The organism is Rhizobium sp. SRDI943 (genome assembly GCF_057653695.1).
Map to the genome: position 1 here is coordinate 3,961,812 of NZ_CM172787.1, position 22,675 is coordinate 3,984,486.

The following is a 22,675-nucleotide window of genomic DNA, read 5'->3' on the forward strand; positions in this document are numbered from 1 at the left end:
TGCATCCTCAAGGCGGACACCTTCATGGCCGACGACACCACGGACACCAAATCCTCCAACCAGATGTGGGGCGGTCGCTTCGCCTCCGGCCCGGACGCGATCATGGAGGAGATAAATGCCTCGATCGGTTTCGACAAGAAGCTATTCGCGCAGGACATCCGCGGTTCGATTGCCCATGCGACGATGCTCGCCCATCAGGGGATCATTTCCACTGACGATAAGGACAAGATCGTTCACGGGCTAAACACGATCCTGTCAGAAATCGAAAGCGGCAATTTCGAATTTTCGCGTCAACTCGAAGACATCCATATGAATGTCGAAGCACGCCTGGCGACGCTGATCGGACCGGCGGCCGGCCGGTTGCACACCGCTCGCTCGCGCAATGATCAGGTGGCGCTCGACTTCCGCCTCTGGGTGAAGGAAGAGCTGCAGAAGACCGAGCAGATGCTGACCGGCCTGATCGCGGCCTTCCTCGACCGCGCCGAAGAACATGCCGAAAGCGTCATGCCGGGCTTCACCCATCTGCAGGCAGCCCAGCCCGTTACCTTCGGCCATCACTGCATGGCCTATGTCGAAATGTTCGGCCGCGACCGCTCGCGTGTGCGCCACGCCATCGAGCATCTGGATGAAAGCCCGATCGGTGCCGCCGCACTTGCCGGCACCGGCTATCCGATCGACCGCCACATGACGGCCAAGGCGCTCGGTTTCCGCGAGCCGACCCGCAACTCCATCGATACGGTCTCCGACCGCGATTTCGCCATCGAATTCCTGTCGATCGCGGCGATTGCGGGCATGCACCTGTCGCGTCTGGCAGAAGAGATCGTCATCTGGTCGACCCCGCAATTCGGTTTCGTGCGCCTGTCCGACGCTTTCTCGACCGGCTCGTCGATCATGCCGCAGAAGAAGAACCCGGATGCGGCCGAACTGGTGCGCGCCAAGACCGGCCGCATCAACGGCTCGCTGGTGGCGCTGCTGACGATCATGAAGGGCCTGCCGCTCGCCTATTCCAAGGACATGCAGGAAGACAAGGAACAGGTCTTCGACGCCGCCGAGAGCCTGGAACTGGCAATTGCCGCCATGACCGGCATGGTGCGCGACATGACCGTCAACACCGCGCGCATGAAGGCGGCGGCCGGCTCCGGCTATTCGACGGCGACCGATCTTGCCGACTGGCTGGTACGTGAAGCGGGCCTTCCCTTCCGCGACGCCCATCACGTCACTGGCCGCGCCGTCGCACTCGCCGAAAGCAAGGGCTGCGACCTTGCCGAGCTGCCGCTCTCCGATCTGCAGGCGATCCATGCCGACATCACCGACAAGGTCTACGACGTGCTGACCGTCGAGGCCTCGGTCGCCAGCCGCAAGAGCTTCGGCGGCACCGCGCCGTCCGAAGTGCGCAGGCAGATCGCCTTCTGGCGCGCCCGCAACTAAGAGATACCAGGCGTGGTGAAAAGCCGCCGCGCCCTTCCTGCGGGGCGCGCAAAGACCGCCAACAATCAGGGTGCACAAGGTGAATAAACTTCGCTATGAAGATGTCCATCATCCGATATGAATGATGTCCATCGTTCGGTACGAATGATGCCCGTCACATGCCGCAGAAGAGGATATCCATGAAGAGCTTGCCGCACCTCGTCCGCCTGACGGCGGTTCTCGCCGTCATCGGCCTTGCCGTTGCCGGATGCGGGCGCAAGGGCGACCTCGATCCGCCGAGCGCTGCGGCAACCAAGGAAGGCGACGTTTCCAAGCCGACGAAACGGCCGGGAACCGTCGACAAGCCCTTCCTTCTCGATCCCCTTCTTTAAGGCATAAACCCGTGAACCATTTCGAGTACCGTGACGGCGTCCTTCATGCGGAGAACGTCCCCGTTCCCGAGATCGCCAAGGCGGTCGGCACCCCTTTCTACGTCTACTCCACCGCGACGCTGGAGCGCCATTACCGCGTCTTTTCGGAAGCCTTCGCCGACATGGACTCCATGGTCTGTTATGCGATGAAGGCGAATTCGAACCAAGCGGTGCTGAAGACGCTGGGCCGCCTCGGTGCCGGCATCGATGTCGTCTCGGAAGGCGAACTGCGCCGCGCGCTTGCCGCCGACATTCCGGCGAGCCGCATCATGTTCTCAGGTGTCGGCAAGACCCCATCCGAGATGGATTTCGCCCTCGAAGCCGGCATTTACTGTTTCAACGTCGAATCCGAGCCTGAGCTCGAGATCCTCAATCAGCGCGCCGTCAGCGCGGGCAAGAAAGCGCCGGTCTCCTTCCGCATCAACCCTGATGTCGATGCAAAGACGCATTCCAAGATCTCGACCGGCAGGAAGGAAAACAAGTTCGGCATCTCCTGGGAGCGCGCCCGCGCCATCTATGCCCATGCCGCCAGGCTGCCGGGCATCGAGGTCACCGGCATCGACATGCATATCGGCAGCCAGATCACCGAATTGCAGCCCTTCGACGACGCCTTCAAGCTGCTGCACGACCTTGTCGCGACGCTGCGCGCCGACGGCCACACCATCCATCACGTCGATATCGGCGGCGGCCTCGGCATCCCCTACAAGGACGACAACAATCCGCCGCCGCTGCCGGACGCCTATGCGGCAATCGTCAAGAACCAGCTACGCGGTCTAAACTGCAAGATCATCACCGAACCCGGACGCCTGATCGTCGGCAATGCCGGCATCCTCGTGACCGAGGTCCTCTATGTAAAGGATGGCGGCGAAAAGACCTTCGTCATCGTCGACGGCGCGATGAACGATCTCATCCGCCCGACGCTCTACGAGGCCTATCACGAGATTCGGCCGGTAACGATTTCGGCGGCCAACGCGCCGCGCATCCGCGCCGATGTCGTCGGCCCCGTCTGCGAGACCGGCGACTATCTGGCGCTCGACCGCGAGATGGCGATGCCGAAGCCCGGCGACCTGATGGCCGTCAGCACCGCCGGCGCCTACGGCGCAGTCCAGGCCGGCACCTATAACAGCCGCCTGCTGGTGCCCGAAGTTCTGGTCAGGGGCAGCGATTTCCACACGATTCGACCGCGTAGAACCTATGCCGAACTGATCAGCCTCGACTCCGTTCCGGCTTGGCTCGACTGAACAAGCCATCACTTTTTGGCGAATAAACGTGAAAAGCCGGTATTGCCGGCCGCTCGCCCTCGCCTTCGCCACAAAGAGTGTTATCCTTTCGTTCATGAGCGTATTGCCCTGCAATCGCCGGAAGCGCCCTCTGTTCCAGAACGCCAGATCGCGGAGACCGGACCGATGACAAGCCCATCGAGGCAGAAGAAAGGCGCATTTGCCTACCGTCCCTCGCTTGCCCGGCTAGTGACGACGAAACGACTGCTGGCGCGAATCGTGCTCTTTTTCGAGCAACTGCTGCCGCCTTTGATGCCGGTACTGTCCGTCATCGCCTTTTATCTCTCTGCCTCCTGGTTCGGCCTCTTCCGCAGCGTGCCGGACTGGCTGCGCATTCTGCTGCTCATCGCCTTTGCCGCCGCTTTTCTCATTTCGCTCCTCCCCTTCCGCACCCTGCGCTGGCCGAGGATCGCAGAAGCCGACCGCATGCTGGAGGAGCGCAACGGTCTGCCGCACCAGCCGGTCACCGTCCAGGAAGACGAGCCGGCCTTCGATACGCCCTTCGGCCGGGCGCTCTGGCGCGAGCACCAGGCGCGCATGGCCGAAAAGATCGCAGCGCTTGATACCGGACTGCCGCGGCCTGATATCGCCGCGCATGACCGTTTCGCGCTGCGCGCCGTCCCGGCGCTGCTGCTGGTCACGGCCTTCGGTTATTCGCTGTCGATCAACGGCGGCTCGATCCGCGACGCGTTGCAGGCAGCACCCGAGCAGGTGGTCAGCGATCCGGCGGTGCGCATCGACGCTTGGGTGACGCCGCCTTCCTATACCGGCCGCGCCCCGATCTATCTGACGGCTGACGGCAGCGAGCAGGCGCCGATCGGCATTCCGCAGTTTTCAGGCCTCACCGTCCGCGTCAGCGGCGGAAAGACCGCCGAGAAGGTCCTGTTCCGCAAGGCGAACGGCGAGGTCCAGGATATTGCCGTGCAGGCGGATACCAAGCCGCAGCAGACGGCGGGATCAGCCAGCGAGCAGCCGACGGCGGCACCTGCCAGCCAGGCTCTCGTCGCGCAGACGCATATGATGAAGCTCCAGGAGAACGGTGCACTCGAGGTCAATGGCCGCCGCTGGAGCTTCGACGTGCTTCCCGACAAGGCGCCCGAGATTGCCTTTGACGGTTTGCCGAAGCCCAGCGTCAACGGGGCGCTCGAAATCGGTTTCACCGTTAAGGACGATTACGGGGTCCAGGAGGCGCATGCAGAGATCGTTCCCGTCGAAACCGATCCGACGGCAACGCCGCTCTATCCGTTGCCGGAATACCGGCTGGATATTCCCCGCCGCAACGCCCGCGACGCCAAGGGCGTGACCAGCCGGAACTTGACCGAACATCCGCTTGCCGGCAAGCGCGTGCGCATCACCCTCGTCGCCAAGGATGCCGCCGGCCAGACCGGCCGCAGCCCGCCGTATGAGATGGTGCTGCCGTCGCGGCCCTTCAACGAGCCGCTTGCCGCGGCCGTAGCTGAGGAGCGGCAGGTTTTCGCGCTCGATACGCGCAAGATGCCGCAGGCAATCGCCCTGAACGAGGCGCTGACTATCCGCCCCGAGGAGACGATCCCCAAGCTTACCAACTACTTGCTGCTCGAATCCGCCCTGACGCGCATGAAGCTCGCCAGGGGCGAGGATGCGCTGAAGGATACGGCCCAATATCTCTGGGAAATCGCCCTCGGCATGGAGGACGGCGATCTATCGCTCGCCGAGCGCAAGCTGCGCGAAGCCCAGCAGAAGCTTGCCGACGCGTTGGACCGCAACGCTCCCGACGCGGAGATCAAGGAGCTGATGGACGAGCTGCGCAAAGCGATGCAGGACTATATGACCGAGCTCGCCCAACGCATGCAGAACGCGCCGATGCAGCCGAACCAGAACGCGCAGAATATCCTGCGTCAGCAGGATCTGGAACGGATGATGGACCAGATCGAAAATCTCGCCCGCTCCGGCAATCGTGACGCCGCCCAGCAGATGCTGTCGGAATTGCAGCGGATGATGAACAACCTGCAGGCGGGCCGCCCGCAGCGAGGTCAGCAGGGCCAGGAAAACAGCGAGGCCCGCAAGCAGATCGACAAGCTCGGTGAGATCCTGCGCGACCAGCAGAAGCTGATGGAACAGACCTTCCGGCTCGACCAGCAGCTCAGGGACCGCATGCAGCGCGGCGAGCCTGACATGGGCGAGAACGATCCGCTGCTCGACGAGATGAACCCCGGAGAGAACGGCGAGCCGCGGGATCAGCAGCAGGGCCAGCAAGGCAAAGAAGGCCAGCAGCCCTCCGACCAGATGACGGCCGAGCAGCTGCGCGAGGCGTTGAAACAGCTGCGCGCCCAGCAGGATGCGCTCGGCAAGCAGCTCGGCGAATTGCAGAAGAGCCTCGGCGAGATGGGCATGAAGCCCGGCCCCGGCTTTGGCCAGGCGCAGCGCGAAATGGAAGGCGCCGGCCGAGAACTCGGCCAGGGACGTGGCCAACCGGCCGTCGAGGGCCAGGGCCGCGCCCTGGAAGCGCTTCGCCAGGGCGCCCGCGACATGATGAACCAGATGATGCAGGCGCAGCAGGGCCAGCAGGGTCAAGGTCCGAACGGCCAGGTGGGCCAGGGCGACCAGAACGGCCGCGACCCGCTCGGCCGGCCGCGCCGCCCCCAGGGGCCGGAGTTCGGCGACAACAGCGTGAAGGTGCCTGACGAAATCGACGTTCAGCGGGCGCGAGAAATCCTTGACGCGATCCGCGAAAAGCTCGGCAACAATCCGCCGCAGGAAATGGAACGGCGCTATCTCGAACGACTGCTGGACATCCAGTAGGCCACTCACCGCAACGCGATCAACAGCAGGCGCGTTAGAACAAATTCACTCCAGGCCGAACCGGCCTGGAATCTGAATCGTGATCTCAATCAAAGAAATGGAGCATGATTTCGCTCCAAATCACGCCTTTTGGTATCCTGGCTCTAAGCGACAAGCGCTCGGGCGACAGCCTTGCGGATCTCGGGAAGCGCGAATGGCTTGGCGACGACATCGATGATCTTTTCGGCAAGATCGTCGGCCCGTTCGCGCTGTTCGGCATAGCCGGTCATCAGCAGGATTTTCAAACTGGGAAAAGCGTCTTTTGCCTGATGGGCGAGTTCAATGCCGTCCATCACCGGCATGCGGATATCTGAAAGCAGCAGATCGTAGACCCCGTCCTTGAGCTTCTCCAGCCCCTCGGCCCCATCGGCCGCCTCATCGGTTTCGTGGCCATCAAGCCGCAGGGCCCGGGCCACGAAGGACCGCAGGGAGTCCTCGTCTTCCGTAATCAGAATTCTTGCCATATGTGCATCGCTCCGTATCAGCCCCGCGACGGAAATCACCAGACTTTCCTTTTCGATCGGTAAAGATGAGGAAGCGATGGACGAGATGGTTAACAACCCGTCTCGAACGGCAAAGTAGCGCAACGGGTCTTTCAGACGCGCAAAAGCGCTGCAACACTTTGCAGTCGCTCAGGCGTCCCCGGTCACCACGCCGACGAAGGGCAGTTCGCGAAAGGCATAGGCGACATCCATGCCATAGCCGACGACAAAATAGTCAGGGCATTCGAAGCCGACATAGTCGGCCTCCAGCTTTTCCTTGCGCTTGACGCGCTTGTCGAGCAGCACGGCGATCGTGACGTTGCGCGCACCACGCTCGAAAAGCAGTTCCTTGGCAAAGAGCAGCGTCCGGCCGGATTCAAGGATATCGTCGATCAGCAGGACGTCGCGGCCATGCACGTCGCTGTCGATATCCTTGACGATGCGCACGCCCTGCGAAACTGTGCCGATGCCGTAACTCGACAGCGTGATGAACTCGACCTCCGGGGCAAGCCCGCTGTCATGCAGGGCCCGGATCAGATCGGCGGCGAAAATGAATGAGCCCTTGAGCACGGCGATGACGAGCAGGTCCTTGGTCGGGCCGCTGGCGATCTCCCGCGCCATCGAATGATTGCGTTCGGCAATCTGCTCGGCGGTGAAGAGCGGCTCGATGTTTTTTCCGCGCACGACAGGCATAAGGGCTTGCTCCATGAAAAAGAAGGTAAGCCGTTAGCACATATGCGAGCTTGAAACAGCCTCGCCGGCTATGAAATTAGCGCGATTGGCACGACCTGTGGCGCGAAAGTCGGCCCATCCCGTGTCCTGTTACGTCTGTGGCAGGAAGGAAAGCCGGACCTCCGGCATCTTTCCGCCGGCATGCTGCACGCGAGCCGAGAAGCCCCGGCTTTGGCCGCCATAGATCACATCGGCCGGCGGGTTGATGACGATGCTTGCGGTCAGCCGCTCGTCGGTCACGAGATCGGCACGGATCGGATGCACCGTCTGCGTCGTGCCGCTGTCGTTTTCGATGATGCCGTTGATGACCAGCACGCGCATGCCGTTCGCATCACGCGGCGTCACCGTGACATGGGTGAAATGCAGCGACGCTCCGGACGTGGCTCGCTCGCCGGAAACGCCGGAAAAGCCACCCGTTAGCCCGAAGACAAGCACGACGAGCGCCAGCACCAGCGCTGCGAAGCTCCGCATCGACGCGCGCTGCAGCCAGGATTCCGCGGTCTGCAGAACGGAATTCGCGATTGCCAGCATGAACGGCGGCGGTGCAGCGTTTGCGGCAGCCATACGCTTGCGGTTGTCGTTATAGGTCCTTGCATTGAATTCCCTGGGCCGAACTTTGCCGAGGGTGACGAATTCGGCGTCGGAGATATCGGCAGGACGCGCAGAGCGGTACTGACGGTTGGCAGGTTCCGGCGGCAGGAAATCATAGGCCTGGCCCGGCGTCCGGCGACTGAAGGAGGATGCTTCCATGGTGGCTGCCTCGCAGATGTCCACATGGTTTCGCTGCCAGGGGAAATCTTGGCATTGAAACGAATCCTGCTCAGTCGTAAATTTTAATGGTTAATGCTTCGCAAAGATCGCCATCAAACGGGCGTCTTTCCAGCAAAATTTACCGGCTGTTAACGGTGTTGGTTAACAAGTCGTGCGGTGAAACCCACAACAGACTGAGTTGCCCGTTGATCCACTTCGAGAATGTCGGTTTGCGCTATGGCATGGGCCCGGAAATCCTCCGGGACCTGACCTTCGACATTCCGAAGAAATCCTTTCAGTTCCTGACAGGCCCATCGGGCGCCGGCAAGACGTCGCTGCTGCGGATGCTTTTCATGTCGCTGCAGCCGACGCGCGGCCTGATCCGCATGTTCGGGCGCGACATTTCCGAAATCCCCCGCCCTGAACTGCCGCTTCTGCGCCGCCGCGTCGGCATCGTCTTCCAGGATTTCCGCCTCCTCGACCATCTCACCACCTATGAGAATGTCGCTTTGCCCTTACGGGTGCGTGGCAAGGATGAGAGCTCCTACAAGACCGATGTCCTCGAACTTTTGAAATGGGTCGGCCTCGGCGAACGCATCAACGTGCTGCCGCCCGTGCTCTCCGGCGGCGAGAAACAGCGCGCCGCAATCGCCCGGGCGCTGATGGACCGGCCGGAAGTGCTGCTGGCCGACGAGCCGACTGGCAATGTCGATCCGCCGATGGCCAAGCGCCTGCTCAATCTTTTCCTCGAGCTGAACCGACTCGGCACGGCGGTGGTGATCGCCACCCATGACCTGGCGCTGATGGAACAGGTGGAAGCCCGCCGCATGATCCTCTCAGAGGGGCATCTCGATATCTATGACTGAGCCCCCGTCCAGAAACCCCGAGAAGGCGTCTGCCAAGACCCAGCAGAAGCGGCCGGAATTGCGCGTGCGTCCGACTGCGCCGATCCTGCCGCCTTCGAACATCCAGGGCAGCGCGTTGATGGTGGTGATCTCAATCATGGCCTTTCTTGCCTGCCTGACGCTCGGCGGCGTCAGCATGGTGCGCTCGACGGCGGCCAGCTGGGAGAGCCAGATCTCCCGCGAGATCACCATTCAGATCAAGCCGGACGACAATCTCGACATGGAGAAGGCGCTCACCCAGGCGCGCGACCTGGCGCTGACCTTCGTCGGCACCAAAAGCGGCCAGATCGTCGACGAAGCGGCGACCGCCCGCCTGCTCGAACCGTGGCTCGGCCCCGGTCTCGATCTCAAGGATCTGCCCGTTCCCCGTCTCGTCATCATCACCATCGATGAGAGCAATCCACCGGATTTCGATTCGATGCGGGCGCTGCTCAAGGACAGTATCCCGCAGGCGAGCCTCGACGATCACCGCACCTGGGTCGACCGGCTGGTGTCCATGGCGCACACGACTGTCATGATCGGCACCGGCATCCTGCTGCTGGTTTTCACGGCGATGGTGCTCACGGTCGTCTTCGCCACGCGCGGCGCGCTGTCGGGCAATCGTCACGTCGTCGAAGTGCTGCATTTCGTCGGCGCCGAAAGCTCCTTCGTCGCCACCGAATTTCAGAAGCATTTCCTGAAGATCAGCCTCAAGGGCTCGGCGATCGGCAGCGCGCTTGCCGCTCTCTTCTTCGCTAGCGCCGGTTTCTGGCAGAGCCGCACCCTCGCCACCCCGGAAACGGACCAGGCGACCGCGCTCTTCGGCACCTTCTCCGTCGGCGTGCTCGGTTATGCCGGCATCTTCGCGACGATGATCGTCATCGCACTCCTGACCACCTTCACCGCGCGGCTGACCGTCATGCGGACGATCTACGAAATCGATACACTACGCTCAGACCCGACACGCACCGACGGCATCGGAAGTTGATCGTGACCGTGCCGTTTTGCCATGAAAGCGTCTGTTCCGCGCCGCAATCAGCGTATAATCACGATTCATGACGATGGGACACACGACACCCAACCCGATTCATCAGGACCCGGAGCTTGATCGCCCGGCGGGTCTGCCGCCGCGACGCGGGCCAATCCGCCGCCTGCTGCGCTGGGGCGGCTTTGCCTGCTTGCTGGCAATCGCCCTGGTATTCGGCGGTTTTCTGCGTTTCGCCGATTCCGTGACGACGCTGAAGCCCCCGGCCGAGCCGAAGGCGGATGCCATCGTGGTCCTGACGGGTGGTTACCAGCGCATCGACCAGGCCGTGGAGCTGCTGCAGAAGGGGGCAGGCAAGCGCTTGCTCATTTCCGGCGTCCACCCGACGACGACGCCGGCACAGATCCGCAAGATGACGCAGGGTTCGGCCGATCTCTTCTCCTGCTGTGTCGATATCGGCTACGATGCGATCGACACGATCGGCAATGCCGAGGAAGCTTCGAACTGGATCCACACCAAGGGATACCGCAGCGTTCTGATCGTCACCAACAACTATCACATGCCCCGAAGCCTCGCCGAACTCTCCTATGTCGATCCCGACATCGAATTCATCGCTTATCCCGTGGTCAATTCGGATTTGAAGAGCCGCAACTGGTTCACCGATCCGAATGCGATGCGCGTGATGCTGGCCGAATATGTGAAAGTGTTGCTGACCGGGGCCCGCAACATCACCGGCTTCGGCCGCCACACCGGCTTGCGCTCGGCAAATGCGTCCGGCCAACAATAGAGCACCGCGCGTCTGATAGAACGCGCTACGGACGCTCCGTCTTCTTGTTTTGCGCAATCCGGACGCAAAACCACTATGCACTTTTGCCGGAATTTCTTCAGAGCATGATGCCGAAAAGTGTGAGCGGTTTTCGGACGACATCATGCTCTAACTTTATAATGTAGAACAGGATTCAGATTTTAGGCCGAACAGGCCTAAATCATCCTGTTCTAGGCTTTTACATCAGGGCGTCATCAAACGCTTTTTATGGCGGGCAATATCGTGTAGGCCGGTCGCGTGAGCATGCCTCGGGAAAGTTTCATGATCGCCCTGCGTTCCGTTCTCTTCAACACGATCTTCTACGCCAACCTCATCATCCGGATGATCGTGCTCTCGCCCTACTATTTCGTCGTGCCGCGCAAGATCGCCTATGCGATCCCGAAGAACTGGGCGCGCTCCAACCACTGGCTGATGCGGGTGATCGTCGGCACCACCTTCGAGATCGAGGGACTGGAGAACCTGCCTGATGGCAGCTACATCCTGGCGCCGAAACATCAGTCCTTCTGGGATACCTACGCGCTGCTGCCCTGGCTGAAGGATCCGGTCTACATCCTGAAGCGCGAGCTTATGTGGATTCCGCTCTTCGGCTGGTATGCGAAGAAACAGCGTATGATCCCGGTCGATCGCGGCGCCCGCGGCAAGGTGATGGTGGAAGTGCTGAAACGCACGAAGGAGGAACTGTCGACCGGCCGCCAGCTCATCATCTATCCCGAGGGCACCCGCCGCCCGCCAGGCGCAGAGCCGCTCTATAAATACGGCATCGCCCGCATGTACCGCGATCTTAACCTCCCTGTCGTGCCGGTTGCCATGCATCCCGGTCTGTTCTGGCCGCGGCGGAGCATTCGACGTTATCCCGGCCATTTCAAGGTGAAGATTCTGCCGCCGATCATGCCGGGAATGGATCCGGACGCCTTTTTCGCCCATCTGATCGAGGTATCGGAGCGGGCAAGCGACGAGCTTCTGCTCGAAACCGTCGCGCGAAATCCGCATCTGCCGCTCCCGCCGACGGCGGTCGAAAGGCTGGTCGAGCTGCGCAAGCTGAACGCGGCAACTGGCTGAGATCAGGCGGCGCGCAGCCGCTCCACTTCGTTGACGACCTGCTCCAGCCAATGGTCGCGAATGCCCATCTGCTTCAGATGCGTCAGCGTGTTGAAGACATAGGCATCATTCGGACCTGACTGGCCGTTTGCTTCGTTCACCACCCGTGCCGCCGCAAGCGCATCGAGCGCGCCGGCATATTGTTCATGCTCGCGGTCGATGATGTAGGCGACCGCTTCGACCCGACGCCGGCCGGCAAGCTGCAGCCGCACCCGGCGCTCCAGGTAGACATTGGTGACCAACTCGCGGGCGCGGAGATAATCGATCACCTCATCCCATTTTTCCGGCGAAATGCGGAAAGCCATGCCGCGGCAGGCGCCACCCCTGTCGAGGCCGAGAACCAGGCCCGGATTGTCGCGGGTACCACGATGGACAAAGGAGCGGACGCAGAGCGAACGCCTGTAGCCGTAGACTAGGGCCTCTGCCCGCTCCATGAACTCGAAGCCCGGATTCCACATCAGCGAACCGTAGCCAAATACCCAAAATTCGTCCATATCGCACGCCAGACCGGGAATCACATTTGCGATTCACCATTGGAGAACATCATGGCAGCGTCAAGCCAATCCGGCAGCGGTAAGAAATTCTGGTTGCTGGGTGGAGGCGTCCTCCTGGTGATTGCGCTTTATACCGGCGGCTGGTTCTATGCGGCCTCGGCGCTGAAGAACACAGTGCTGAAAGCGATCGCGCCGCGCGACCAGGCAGGCGTCAGCGGCGAATGCTCCGATATCGAATTTCGCGGCTATCCCTTCCGTATCGGCCTGTTCTGCTCCAAGATCGACGTCGACGACAATGTCAACGGCGTCTCCGCCACCTTCGGCGCGCTGCGCTCGGCAGCACAGGTCTACGCGCCCGGCAATATCGTCTGGGAACTCGATTCTCCGGCAGAGATCCGCACCAGCAACGGCCTTTCGATCTCGGCCCAATGGACGAACCTGCAGGCGAGCCTTACGACGAGGCTGCAGGGCATCGACCACAGCTCGACCGTCATCGAGGGTCTGAAGGCGATGGCCTTCTCCTCCTACACCGGCCAGACCATGAGCTTCGATGCCGCTCGCACCGAAATCCACCTGCGCCAGAATGGTGCTGATCTCGACGGTGCGATTTCCGTGCAGGACGCCAACGCGGCGATCAAGGACTGGCCGCAGATCTTCCCGAAATTCTCGGCGAGCATCGATCTGACCGTCGCCGGCAAGGCCGGCCTGATCGACGGCAGTGACCGGAACGGCCTCAATGGCGCCACCGGCGACCTGCGCCGCATCGTCGCCGACATCGGTGACGGCAAGGTGATGACGCTCACCGGCCCCTTCTCCTTCGACGAGCAGGGCTTGCTTTCGGGAAAATTCAAACTGGAGATCGAACAACTCGGCCCTTGGGGGGACAGCCTGAAACAGGCCTTTCCGGATATCGCCTCGACCGTCAACACGGCGACGAAGCTGCTGAAATCGCTTGCCGGCGGCGGCGACAAGGTCTCCGTCGATCTCGTCGTCAATCGCGGCAATGCCACCGTCAGCGGTTTCATCCCGCTCGGCCGCATTCCACCGATCTGATGCATCCCCCCAAAGTGTCCAGCGGTTTTGGGATAACGGGATGCATAGGAAAGGCCTGAAGCGCGTCGAATGAGTCCGGCTCGACGCGAGGCGCTTCAGGCAATTCGCTTGATGAAGAAGACTTCCGGCACCGATTGCAGGCCGGGCAACTCGATCGCGCCAGTTTCGGAAAATCCGTTGCGGCGGTGCCAGTCCTGAGGCCGGCTTTCGTCGCATTCGCTCGACGTCATCAGCAGGCGGGCGCCATCGCCGCGCATGGCTTCTTCCCAGGCGAGAAACAGCGCCGTCCCAACGCCCGACCGGCGATGGCCGGGCAGGACGCGGATCATTTCCATATAGGGAACCCTGCCCCAGAAGCGGGAGAAACGCAGGAAGCCGACGATCTCGTCGTCTTCCCTGGCAACCAGATATTCGCCGAGCGCGACGCAACGCGATACCCATGCTTCACCGGCGCTGGCATCCTCGCGAGCCAACCAGTCGATATCCGCCCGGCCGGCACGTGCCACCTCCACCATCGCGGCGGCTACTTCTTGTCCAGCGCGTGGCGGCCGAAATCCGGCGCGTCGACATCCTGGCCGGCCTGGACGATCGAACGGCGGATGGCGCGCGTGCGGGTGAAGAGTTCGAAAATCTTGTCGCCCTCGCCCCAGCGGATGGCGCGCTGCAGATAGGCGAGATCCTCCGAGAAGCGCGCCAGCATTTCGAGGATCGCATCGCGGTTATGCAGGCAGACGTCGCGCCACATCGTCGGGTCGGAGGCGGCGAGGCGAGTGAAATCACGAAAGCCAGAGGCGGAATATTTGATGACTTCCGACTCCGTCACCGTCTCCAGATCGTCGGCGGTGCCGACGATATTGTAGGCGATGATATGCGGCAGGTGCGAGACGATGGCGAGCACCTTGTCGTGATGTTCGGCATCCATTTCGTCGACCTTCGAGCCCAACGCTTCCCAGAAGCTGCGCAGCCGCTTCAAAGCGGTCTCATCGGTATCCGCGACCGGCGTGAAGATGCACCAACGGCCTTCGAAGAGGCCGGGGAAGCCGGCATCCGGGCCGGATTTCTCCGTACCGGCCAGCGGGTGGCCGGGGATGAAATGCACATTATCAGGCATATGCGGCAGCATCTGCGCAATGACAGAAGCCTTGGTGGAGCCGACATCGGTGACGATCGCCCCGGGCTTCAGGCTTGCCGAAATCTCCTTCGCCACACTTTCCGAAGCGCCGACCGGCACCGAGACGATCACCAGATCGGCATCCTTGACGGCATCCTGTGAAGACGTCGTGTAGCGGTCGCCGAGGCCGAGTTCCTCCGCACGCTTCAGCGTATCGGGGCTGCGCGTGGCGACGACGATCTCCCTTGCAAGACCAAGCCGCCTGATGTCATAGGCGAGCGAAGAGCCGATCAGGCCGATGCCGATCAGCGCGATCCGATCGAACTGCACACTCATGCCTGATGACCCATGAATTCGGTGAGCGCGGCAATCACGCCGCGGTTGGCCTCTTCGGGGCCGATGCTCATGCGCAGCGCATTGGCGAAACCATAGCCGCGCACGGCGCGCAGGATGTAGCCGCGGCTCGTCAACAAATCATCGGCATCCGCGGCGCGCTTGCCGTCGATCTCGGGGAAATGAATGAGGACGAAATTGGCGACGGACGGCGTCACCTTCAACCCGATCGCTTCGAGTGCCTGGGTGAGCGTCTCGACCCACATCTGATTGAAGGAGACGGCCTGCTGGATGAAGGCCTGGTCGCGGATGGCAGCGGCAGCGGCGGCGATTGCCGGCGCGTTCAAGTTGAACGGCGCGCGCACGCGATTCAGCGCATCGACGATCTCGGCGGGCGCATACATCCAGCCGACGCGCAGCGCCGCAAGGCCATAAGCCTTCGAGAAGGTGCGGGTCATCACCACGTTGGCATTGGAGGAGACGACCTCGATGCCGGCTTCATAATCGTTGCGGCGCACATATTCGGCATAGGCGGCATCGAGCACGAGGACGACATGTTTCGGCAGTCCGGCCTGAAGGCGGCGGATCTCGCTGACGGAAACATAGGTGCCGGTTGGATTGCCGGGATTGGCGATGAAGACGATCTTCGTCTTCTCGGTCACCGCGGCAAGGATCGCATCGACATCGACGGTATAGTCTTTCTCCTTGACGACAACAGGCGTGGCGCCGGCGCCCAGGATCTGGATCTTGTAGACGAGGAAGCCGTGCTCGGTGATGATGCCCTCGTCGCCGGCACCGAGATAGACATGGCAGAGCAAGCCGAGCAGTTCGTCGGAACCGTTGCCGCAGAGAATGTTTGCCGGATTGAGGCCGTGCACGGCGGCAATCGCCTCACGCAGTTCGATCGCCTGCCCGTCAGGATAACGCCCCAGATTGTCGGCAACCGTCTTGAAGGCTTCGATTGCCTTCGGGCTGGCGCCGAGCGGCGTTTCGTTGGACGAAAGCTTGTAGACGCGGGCAACACCCGGCGCATGTTCCTTGCCCGGCACATAGGCTGCGATATCGAGAATACCGGGACGCGGAACGGGCTTGCTCATCTCAACGCTCATGGGTTCGACCTTGGAATTGCCGGAAATCCGGGCTGAAAAACACCAAGTGGCATTAAAGCGGAATGAGATTGTTGTCGAGACCTATGGGCGTGACACAAGCAGTTGGAGACCGCCGAGAGCTACCTGCTGCGTGTGGTCGGCACGCCATGCGGTGCGAGAACCGGCACGAAGACGCGGCGGGAGGCCCGCGCCGCCACCGGCAGCCCCTGATAGAGCCGCTTCTGCGCTTCGACGATGATGACGCCCGAGAAGGCCGGCCACAGCGTTCGACCGATCCGCTCGAAGGCGCGGCGAAGCCGCAGGATGGTCCTCAACTTCGAGGGCGGGAAGAACAGCGCTTCAGCCGTCGCGCCCGGGGTGAAATTCGTCTCGCGCAGCAGATTGGTCAACTGACCGCGGGAATAGGGCCGGCCCGAACCGAAGGGTGTATGCTCCATGCGTGCCCAGACGCCGCGCCGGTTCGGCACGACGATGACCAGCCGTCCACCCGGCGCCAGCACCCGCCAGAGCTCCTTCAGCGTCTCGCGCGGGCTTTCGGCGAATTCCAGCGAATGCACCATCAGCACCCGGTCGATCGACGAATCCGGCAGCGGCAGTTCCTCGTCGAAGACAAGCGCCGTCGTCGAGAGCGAGCCCATCGGCCAATTCACCGCGCCCTGCCCGGCCGGCATGAAAGCGAAGGTACGCTCGGTATCGGCCTGGAAGCGATCGAGGAAGGGCACGGCATAACCGAGACCGACCAGACGCTCCTGCGGCAGCCGCACCCAGAGCGAGGACAGCGCCATGGCGATCGACTGCTCGGCAAGACGTCCGAGCTCGGAATGATAGAACTGGCGTAAGTCGACGATATCGGCGTGCATTGCGACAAATGTTATCAGCGGGCGGTTGGACTTCAAGGCCGGAACCTCTACATTTCCGCGAGACTCCTGGGATAAGGGATTATTGAACGATGAAACCTTTGGAATTAGACGTTTTTCTCTGCCGCACCGACAATTTCGGCGTTCTCGTGCACGATCCGGAGACAGGCTTTACCGCGGCGATCGATGCGCCGGAGGAGGCGCCGATCCTGGAAGCGGCGACACGTCGCGGCTGGAAAATCACCCATATCTTCACCACTCATCATCACACCGACCATGTCACTGCCAACCTGGCGCTGAAGGAACAATTCGGCTGCGAGATCATCGGCCCGATCAACGAGGCCGTCGCCATTCCCGGCCTCGATCGGACGATGGCCGATGGCGACAGCTTCCTTTTCGGCGATCACACCGTCAACGTCATCGAGACACCCGGCCACACCGCCGGCCACATCTGCTATCACTTCGTCGATGACAAGCTGCTGTTTGCAGCCGACACGCTGTTTGCGCTCGGCTGCGGCCGGCTGTTCGAACGCCCGGCCGCCGATATGTGGCATTCCCTGCAGAAACTCGCCGTGTTGCCCGATGAGACCGCCATCTACTTCGGCCATGAATACACATTGTCCAATGCCCGCTTCGCGCTGACCGTCGATCCCGACAATGAGCGACTGAAGAGCCGCGCCGCCGAGATCGAGGCCTTGCGCGCCGATGGCAAATTCACCATCCCGACGACATTGGGGCTGGAAAAGGAAACCAACCCGTTCCTGCGCGCCGCCGATCCGGCGATCCGCCGCAATCTGCTGATGGAAGGCAAGACCAACGAGGAAGTCTTTGCAGAGATCCGCAAGCGCAAGGACCATTTCTGATGTCGCCTGAGGACATCATCCGCGAACTCGGCATGCAGCCGCATCCCGAAGGTGGCTGGTACGTGCAGACATTCCGCGATACGGCGGGCGGGGAACGCGGCCACTCGACAGCGATCTATTACCTGCTGACCAGGGGACAGCGTTCGCACTGGCATCGCGTCCATGACGCGGCGGAGGCCTGGCATTATTACGCCGGCGCGCCGCTCTCGCTGCACCGCTCGGAAGACGGAACGGCAAGCCAAACCCTGACGCTCGGAACCAACCTGTCCGCCGGCGAGCGGCCGCAGGCGATCATTCCCGCCAATTGGTGGCAATCGGCCGAAACCCTCGGCGATTTCACCCTGGTCGGCTGCACCGTCTCGCCCGGCTTCGAGTTTTCGAGCTTCGAGATGGCGCCGCCCGGTTGGAAGCCCGGCGGCTAGAGCATGATGCCGAAAAGTGTGAGCGGTTTTCGGGCGACACCATGCTCCAACTATCTAAGGCCTATTCTGCTGCTGCGGGCTGCGCCTGGCTCTTGCGGCGGAACATGTCCTGGGCGGCGAGCACCGCCCCGCCGGTGACGAGCACGCAGGCGAGAGCAATGCGCCAGCTCGGCTCGGCAAATCCAAACAGCAGCAGAATAAGCGTCGAAAGCAGAGGTGCGGCGTAACTTGCCGCGCCGAGAATCTGGATATCGCCGTTCTTGACGCCGTAATCCCACGCGTAGAAGGCAGCCCCGACCGGAAAGAGCCCAAGCCCGGCGACGGCGACCCACTCGAAACTCGTTGCCGACCAGACGGTCGTCTCCAGGCCGAGATGGCAGAGCAACGACAGCATGGATGTCGCAAGGCAGAAGCCGGTGACGACATCCGTGGAGACGGCGTCGAAACGCCGCGTCAGCAGCGAATAGCCGGACCATGTGAAGGCGCAGAGAAAGGCGGCACCGTAACCGACGGCATAGGCGCCGTCGAAATCGATGCCGTTGCGACCGACGATCAGGAAGGTACCGCAAAGTCCGGCAAGCGCACCCGCCGCATGATACCAGTGCAACCGTTCGCCCGGCAGCAGCGCCGAACCGACGACGATCAACAGCGGCCAGAGATAGGCGACCAGCCCCGCCTCCACCGCCGGCGCGTTCCGGAGCGCGGTAAAATAGAGGAAGTGATAACCGAACAGCCCCGCAATGCCGGTTATCCAGACCTTGGCCGGCTGCTTCAGCAGCGCCAGCCGCGCGGGATTGAGGATAAGCACGACGAGGCCGGGAATGCTGCCGATCGCAAAGCAGACGGCCGAAAGCTGGAACGGTGGCATCTTGCCGGAGGCGGCCGTGAACAACGCCAGGAACGACCACATCAGAATGGCCGTAAAGCCGATCAACGTCGCGCGAAGCTTCACCTGTCCCCCTTCACGGAGGCAGAAGCCCCGTCAGCTGTTGCTGCCGTATTTGACGGCAGTGATCGTCACCATTCCATATTCGGTTGGAATGCGCACATAAACAGGAGCGTATACATTTGCCGCGTCCGACTTGGCAAACCAGATTTCCATGCGATCGCTCTTGCTCAGATAGTCGATATCCTTGCGGCCCTTCTTGTAGCCCGAGCGCGGCACGAAGCGGACGCTGCAGACGGTCGCCTTGCCCTTGAACCCATTGGTGGAAAAATCCTCGTCGCCCTTCGGCGACAGCACCAGATCCATGCGCGTCTCGCCGTCGAAGATCGGCAGCGTCTGCGAGCAGACCTTGGTATCGCCGGTGAAGACCAGGCCGGAGATCGGATCGAGCACCGAGCGCATGTCGCGCGGCGTGACGTCGATCCAGTTCTTCGGGCGCTTCGGCATCGGTGTCGTCGTCGCCGAGATGATGTTGCCGTTGCGGTAGCTGACCTCGTAGACGCGGGCCTTCCTCTTGCCGCTCTTGTAGTAGAGCGAGTATTTCTGCGCCTGCAATCTGTCATTGCGCACGACGCCGCTCACGCTGGTCTTGGCCGAAATCGTCGTGATGAGATCGGCAAGACCGGCGGAATTGATGCTCCCGGCGATCTTGTAGCTGTGATCGTCCTCGATCTGCGTCAGGAACGCGGCGCGCGCGATCGGCAGCCCGGCGAGCGCCACCCGGTATTCCGTCCGATGCTGGATTTCGGCCGCCGATGCGGGTATGGCAAGAAGTGCGGCGATGGCCGAAATGAAAATCCGTCTGCCCGAATGAGCCATGGAAAAAAGCCTTGTCTTGCTGCGCGCTGGCAACCTTTGCTGAGCGGTCTATACTCCTGCCGCGAAGGGAAGAAAACAGCAGCTTTTTGACAGAATTGCGGGAAAGGCCAAGGTTTGGCTTGACGCGAGCAGCCTGTCTGACTATAGAACCGCAACTTTCCAATCATGCCCGTTGGATTGCGCGCCTGGTTTTGCCGGGAATGGCAATTCGATGGCCCGAGAAAAACAAGAATAGGTGTTCCATGTCCCGCGTGTGCGAATTGACCGGCAAGGCCGTCCTGACTGGTAACAATGTCAGCCATGCCAACAACAAGACCAAGCGCCGGTTCCTGCCGAACCTGTGCCAGGTCACGCTGATTTCCGACGCTCTCAACCAGCGTTATCGTCTTCGCGTTTCGGCTGCCGCTCTTCGCACCGTCGAGCATCGTGGCGGCCTCGATGCCTTCCTGCTGAAGGCCAGCGAAAACGAATTGTCGATGCGCGCGCGCCTGTTGCGCCGTCAGATCGCCAAGAAGACCGCCGAAGCCGCTGCTGCGTAAGCTTCCTTCTGCCCTTCTTTCATACGGCTTCAAAAGGCTTGAACGGATAATACCGGACAAGCCTTTTGCTTTGCCGGTTTGCTCCTCCAACTGGTGGCATCACCCAGGATAAAAAAATGCTGAAGACCCGCTATACCATCGCCTATGTCGCGCTGATGACGCTCGTCGTCGTCGCCTCCAACTTCCTCGTCCAGTTTCCGCTGAACGCCGAGGTCGCCGGCATCAACCTTGCCGACATCCTGACCTGGGGCGCCTTCTCCTATCCGATCGCTTTCCTGATCACCGACCTGACCAACCGTCAGTTCGGCCCGCAGGCAGCCCGCAAGGTCGTCTTTGCCGGCTTCGTCGTCGGTGTGACGCTCTCCTTCTTCACCTCGGTGCCACGCATCGCCATCGCCTCCGGCTCGGCCTATCTCGCCGGCCAGTTGCTCGATATCGCCGTCTTCAACCGCCTTCGCCGCCAGGCCTGGTGGCGCGCGCCGCTGGTCGGTTCGCTGATCGGCTCGGCGCTCGATACGGTGATGTTCTTCTCGCTTTCCTTCGCCGCGTTCTTCGTCTTCCTCGGCCCGAACGACCCCTTTGCGCTGGAAGCAGCCCCCGTCCTCGGCGTTTTCGCCACGGAGGCTCCGCGATGGATTTCCTGGGCGATCGGCGATTTCGTCGTGAAGATGATCGTCGGCCTCGTCATGCTGCTGCCTTATGGCGCGCTGATGAACGTGCTGCGGCCGATGCAGGCCGCTCGCGCCAGCTAATCACGGACGCCGCCGGACCGCACCGGCGGTGATCGCGGGATGCAGCAGAGCCTCGGCAACCAGATCGTCGATATCTCTTGACGAATCGAGCCGCAACACCGGCGCCGTCTGCGTATCCAGCCATTGTTCATGCGCCGCAAGGCTGCGACCCTCGGGGCCGGCCGTCTCATAGCTGGCCGCCCATTCCTGGAATTCCCCGCTTTTAACTTCCATGTCGCCACCAGGCCCGATCCTGTTTCCATATCGGGCAATCTCCCGCACGCGGATGCGCGCCATTCGAAGCCCCGGCTCGATCCTGAGGAATAGGATCAGATCGTAAAGCGGCTCCAATGGCCCACCCCATTTCAGCGCGGATCCGGAGAGGACCCAGCCGTCATGCCGTGCCGCTTCCTCGAGGAGCAGCCGGATGCGCTCGTCGGCATTCCTCGGCGTCGTGAACGGCGGATCGGTCGGCATCCAGAAGAAATCATCAGTGTCGAGATGGGCGATATCGAGCCTTTCGGCAAGCGCATGGCCGAGCGATGTCGTACCGGAACCGGACGCGCCCATGACATGAATATGCACCATGAATCTCCCTGCGAAGACTGCTTCCCGATGCCGCGGGGGATAGCCGAGGCATATGACATCGGTCTGACGTCTTGGATTAATTCCGCTTCTGGGAACTCGGCGCTGCCCACGCGGCCTCTTCCGAAAGCCGGAATTCCAGCATCAGATTGCGCTGCAGGATCGAATGATTGTCGTCCGACACCAGAATGATATGGGTCGTGCCGTCGGCGGCCTGAAAAGCATCGAGCCCTTCCATATTGTCGATCTGCGAGTTGAAATTACCTTCCAGCAGCAATTCGCCGTCAACGACGGCGCCGGGCCTGATGTCGGCGCCCTTGATGCGCCGAAGGCGCATGCCGATGCCTTCGGCCATGTTGAAGCGGCGCTCCAGCAGCAACAGGTCGCCGTTCGGCAGGAAGGCGCCGTCGGTGATGTCGAAGCTGCCATCCCGCTCGACCGAGAAACGTCCTTTCAGCGGCCCGCTGAGAATGGCCGCCATCCGGTTGCCATCGCTGTCGAGACCGCGCTCGGAGATGATGACCACCCCGCCCTTGAGTGGGCTCGATGCCGGCGCCACGGTGATGGTTTCGATACCTCGATTGTCGCTCAGCATCTTCCGCGGGATGAGGATCGGCAGGGTGGCGATCGCTCCCGAGCCGGCAAAGCCGGGATCGGGATAGACATCGACGCGATGAGCCTGCTCGAAGGAGACCAGGATCCGGTCGCCGTCGAGCGCCAGGCCTTCGGCATCCATATGTCCCTTGCCCTCGAAGCTGCGCCCGGCGCTGTTCTTCATCGGCGTGATCTCGACATCCGAAAGGCCGGAAAGCCTGCCCTTGACGTCGCGCTCGATGCTGCCGGTCAGCCACTGGCCGGTATCGAGCACGACGACGAAATGTTTTTGGTCCGGCCGGAAACGGATGGAGGAGAGCGAGCCGAACAGCGCTCGGCTGGACACCATTTCCAGCCCGCCCAGAAATTCCAGCGATCCGAATTGCATCTCCGAAGAGCCGATCCTGAAATCGGAGATTTGCCGGCTAATGACCGGCACGTCGTCGCCGGCCCATGACGAGGAAGCGCCGGCTGCGATACCGAGAGCGATCGACGCCGCACGGCAGAGGCGCTTGACCGTCATT

Annotated in this window: 25 protein-coding genes; 13 read left to right on the plus strand and 12 right to left on the minus strand. The window is 61.9% G+C overall.

Annotated features, from left to right (window positions below):
- Positions 1–24: 24 nt before the first annotated feature.
- From argH to AC245Y_RS19995, 4 genes are all read left to right on the plus strand, one after another.
- Positions 25–1,428 carry an argininosuccinate lyase gene (argH, locus tag AC245Y_RS19980; protein ID WP_017995322.1) on the plus strand — a complete coding sequence of 468 codons (1,404 nt, stop codon included), beginning with the start codon at positions 25–27 and terminating at the stop codon, positions 1,426–1,428.
- 158 nt (positions 1,429–1,586) lie between these two features.
- The gene (gene lptM / locus AC245Y_RS19985) at positions 1,587–1,799 is read left to right on the plus strand and encodes an LPS translocon maturation chaperone LptM (protein WP_017995323.1); all 213 of its coding nucleotides are present in this window, start codon (positions 1,587–1,589) and stop codon (positions 1,797–1,799) included.
- 11 nt (positions 1,800–1,810) lie between these two features.
- Positions 1,811–3,079 carry a diaminopimelate decarboxylase gene (gene lysA / locus AC245Y_RS19990; protein WP_017995324.1) on the plus strand — a complete coding sequence of 423 codons (1,269 nt, stop codon included), beginning with the start codon at positions 1,811–1,813 and terminating at the stop codon, positions 3,077–3,079.
- 165 nt (positions 3,080–3,244) lie between these two features.
- A complete protein-coding gene (locus AC245Y_RS19995) occupies positions 3,245–5,899 on the plus strand; it encodes a TIGR02302 family protein (RefSeq protein WP_017995325.1) in 2,655 nt (884 codons plus the stop codon).
- A gap of 143 nt (positions 5,900–6,042) precedes the next feature.
- On the opposite strand, the gene AC245Y_RS20000 is transcribed toward AC245Y_RS19995, so the two are convergent.
- The 3 genes from AC245Y_RS20000 to AC245Y_RS20010 form a co-directional block, all read right to left on the minus strand.
- The gene (locus tag AC245Y_RS20000; protein WP_012759176.1) at positions 6,043–6,402 is read right to left on the minus strand and encodes a response regulator; all 360 of its coding nucleotides are present in this window, start codon (positions 6,400–6,402) and stop codon (positions 6,043–6,045) included.
- A 168-nt stretch (positions 6,403–6,570) separates the two neighbouring features.
- Positions 6,571–7,113, minus strand: a complete 543-nt coding sequence (gene hpt / locus AC245Y_RS20005) for a hypoxanthine phosphoribosyltransferase (RefSeq protein WP_003543314.1) — start codon at positions 7,111–7,113, stop codon at positions 6,571–6,573.
- Between the two features lie 129 nt (positions 7,114–7,242).
- Positions 7,243–7,902 carry a membrane protein gene (locus AC245Y_RS20010; protein ID WP_012759177.1) on the minus strand — a complete coding sequence of 220 codons (660 nt, stop codon included), beginning with the start codon at positions 7,900–7,902 and terminating at the stop codon, positions 7,243–7,245.
- Positions 7,903–8,108: 206 nt separating this feature from the next.
- On the opposite strand from AC245Y_RS20010, the gene ftsE reads away from it, so the two are divergent.
- The 4 genes from ftsE (at position 8,109) to AC245Y_RS20030 (ending at position 11,656) form a co-directional block, all read left to right on the plus strand.
- A complete protein-coding gene (ftsE, locus tag AC245Y_RS20015) occupies positions 8,109–8,768 on the plus strand; it encodes a cell division ATP-binding protein FtsE (RefSeq protein ID WP_003543317.1) in 660 nt (219 codons plus the stop codon).
- Positions 8,761–9,774, plus strand: a complete 1,014-nt coding sequence (locus tag AC245Y_RS20020; protein ID WP_012759178.1) for a cell division protein FtsX — start codon at positions 8,761–8,763, stop codon at positions 9,772–9,774. The genes ftsE and AC245Y_RS20020 overlap by 8 nt, the downstream gene beginning before the upstream one ends.
- A gap of 73 nt (positions 9,775–9,847) precedes the next feature.
- The gene (locus AC245Y_RS20025; protein WP_020487038.1) at positions 9,848–10,558 is read left to right on the plus strand and encodes a YdcF family protein; all 711 of its coding nucleotides are present in this window, start codon (positions 9,848–9,850) and stop codon (positions 10,556–10,558) included.
- Positions 10,559–10,858: 300 nt separating this feature from the next.
- The gene (locus AC245Y_RS20030) at positions 10,859–11,656 is read left to right on the plus strand and encodes a lysophospholipid acyltransferase family protein (protein WP_012759180.1); all 798 of its coding nucleotides are present in this window, start codon (positions 10,859–10,861) and stop codon (positions 11,654–11,656) included.
- Positions 11,657–11,658: 2 nt separating this feature from the next.
- Here the strand turns inward: AC245Y_RS20030 and AC245Y_RS20035 are convergent, their stop codons facing one another.
- Positions 11,659–12,189: a gamma-glutamylcyclotransferase gene (locus AC245Y_RS20035; RefSeq protein ID WP_012759181.1), complete on the minus strand. Its 531-nt coding sequence runs from the start codon at positions 12,187–12,189 to the stop codon at positions 11,659–11,661.
- A 51-nt stretch (positions 12,190–12,240) separates the two neighbouring features.
- Here AC245Y_RS20035 and AC245Y_RS20040 point away from each other — a divergent pair, with 51 nt between their 5' ends.
- Positions 12,241–13,242: a DUF2125 domain-containing protein gene (locus tag AC245Y_RS20040; protein ID WP_017995329.1), complete on the plus strand. Its 1,002-nt coding sequence runs from the start codon at positions 12,241–12,243 to the stop codon at positions 13,240–13,242.
- Between the two features lie 95 nt (positions 13,243–13,337).
- Here the strand turns inward: AC245Y_RS20040 and AC245Y_RS20045 are convergent, their stop codons facing one another.
- From AC245Y_RS20045 to AC245Y_RS20060, 4 genes are all read right to left on the minus strand, one after another.
- Positions 13,338–13,757, minus strand: a complete 420-nt coding sequence (locus tag AC245Y_RS20045) for a GNAT family N-acetyltransferase (RefSeq protein WP_012759183.1) — start codon at positions 13,755–13,757, stop codon at positions 13,338–13,340.
- Between the two features lie 8 nt (positions 13,758–13,765).
- A complete protein-coding gene (locus AC245Y_RS20050; RefSeq protein ID WP_012759184.1) occupies positions 13,766–14,689 on the minus strand; it encodes a prephenate/arogenate dehydrogenase family protein in 924 nt (307 codons plus the stop codon).
- Complete coding sequence (gene hisC, locus AC245Y_RS20055) at positions 14,686–15,783, minus strand: histidinol-phosphate transaminase (RefSeq protein ID WP_020487039.1); 1,098 nt, start codon at positions 15,781–15,783, stop codon at positions 14,686–14,688. Before hisC ends, AC245Y_RS20050 begins: the two co-directional genes overlap by 4 nt.
- 131 nt (positions 15,784–15,914) lie before the next feature.
- Positions 15,915–16,691 carry a class I SAM-dependent methyltransferase gene (locus tag AC245Y_RS20060; RefSeq protein ID WP_017995330.1) on the minus strand — a complete coding sequence of 259 codons (777 nt, stop codon included), beginning with the start codon at positions 16,689–16,691 and terminating at the stop codon, positions 15,915–15,917.
- Between the two features lie 53 nt (positions 16,692–16,744).
- On the opposite strand from AC245Y_RS20060, the gene gloB reads away from it, so the two are divergent.
- Together gloB and AC245Y_RS20070 are read left to right on the plus strand one after the other, a co-directional pair.
- Positions 16,745–17,515, plus strand: a complete 771-nt coding sequence (gloB, locus tag AC245Y_RS20065) for a hydroxyacylglutathione hydrolase (protein ID WP_017995331.1) — start codon at positions 16,745–16,747, stop codon at positions 17,513–17,515.
- Complete coding sequence (locus AC245Y_RS20070; protein WP_012759188.1) at positions 17,515–17,937, plus strand: cupin domain-containing protein; 423 nt, start codon at positions 17,515–17,517, stop codon at positions 17,935–17,937. The genes gloB and AC245Y_RS20070 overlap by 1 nt, the downstream gene beginning before the upstream one ends.
- A gap of 61 nt (positions 17,938–17,998) precedes the next feature.
- On the opposite strand, the gene yddG is transcribed toward AC245Y_RS20070, so the two are convergent.
- Both yddG and AC245Y_RS20080 read right to left on the minus strand, forming a co-directional pair.
- Positions 17,999–18,889 carry an aromatic amino acid exporter YddG gene (gene yddG / locus AC245Y_RS20075; protein ID WP_012759189.1) on the minus strand — a complete coding sequence of 297 codons (891 nt, stop codon included), beginning with the start codon at positions 18,887–18,889 and terminating at the stop codon, positions 17,999–18,001.
- 30 nt (positions 18,890–18,919) lie between these two features.
- Positions 18,920–19,702: a DUF3108 domain-containing protein gene (locus AC245Y_RS20080; protein ID WP_012759190.1), complete on the minus strand. Its 783-nt coding sequence runs from the start codon at positions 19,700–19,702 to the stop codon at positions 18,920–18,922.
- Positions 19,703–19,944: 242 nt separating this feature from the next.
- Between AC245Y_RS20080 and rpmB the strand changes: the two genes are divergently transcribed.
- A complete protein-coding gene (gene rpmB / locus AC245Y_RS20085) occupies positions 19,945–20,241 on the plus strand; it encodes a 50S ribosomal protein L28 (protein WP_003543341.1) in 297 nt (98 codons plus the stop codon).
- Between the two features lie 116 nt (positions 20,242–20,357).
- Entirely contained in the window at positions 20,358–20,993 is a 636-nt protein-coding gene (locus AC245Y_RS20090) for a queuosine precursor transporter (RefSeq protein WP_012759191.1), read from the plus strand.
- Here the strand turns inward: AC245Y_RS20090 and AC245Y_RS20095 are convergent, their stop codons facing one another.
- A complete protein-coding gene (locus AC245Y_RS20095; protein WP_012759192.1) occupies positions 20,994–21,560 on the minus strand; it encodes an ATP-binding protein in 567 nt (188 codons plus the stop codon).
- Positions 21,561–21,636: 76 nt separating this feature from the next.
- Positions 21,637–22,674: an esterase-like activity of phytase family protein gene (locus AC245Y_RS20100; RefSeq protein WP_012759193.1), complete on the minus strand. Its 1,038-nt coding sequence runs from the start codon at positions 22,672–22,674 to the stop codon at positions 21,637–21,639.
- Position 22,675 lies beyond the last annotated feature (1 nt).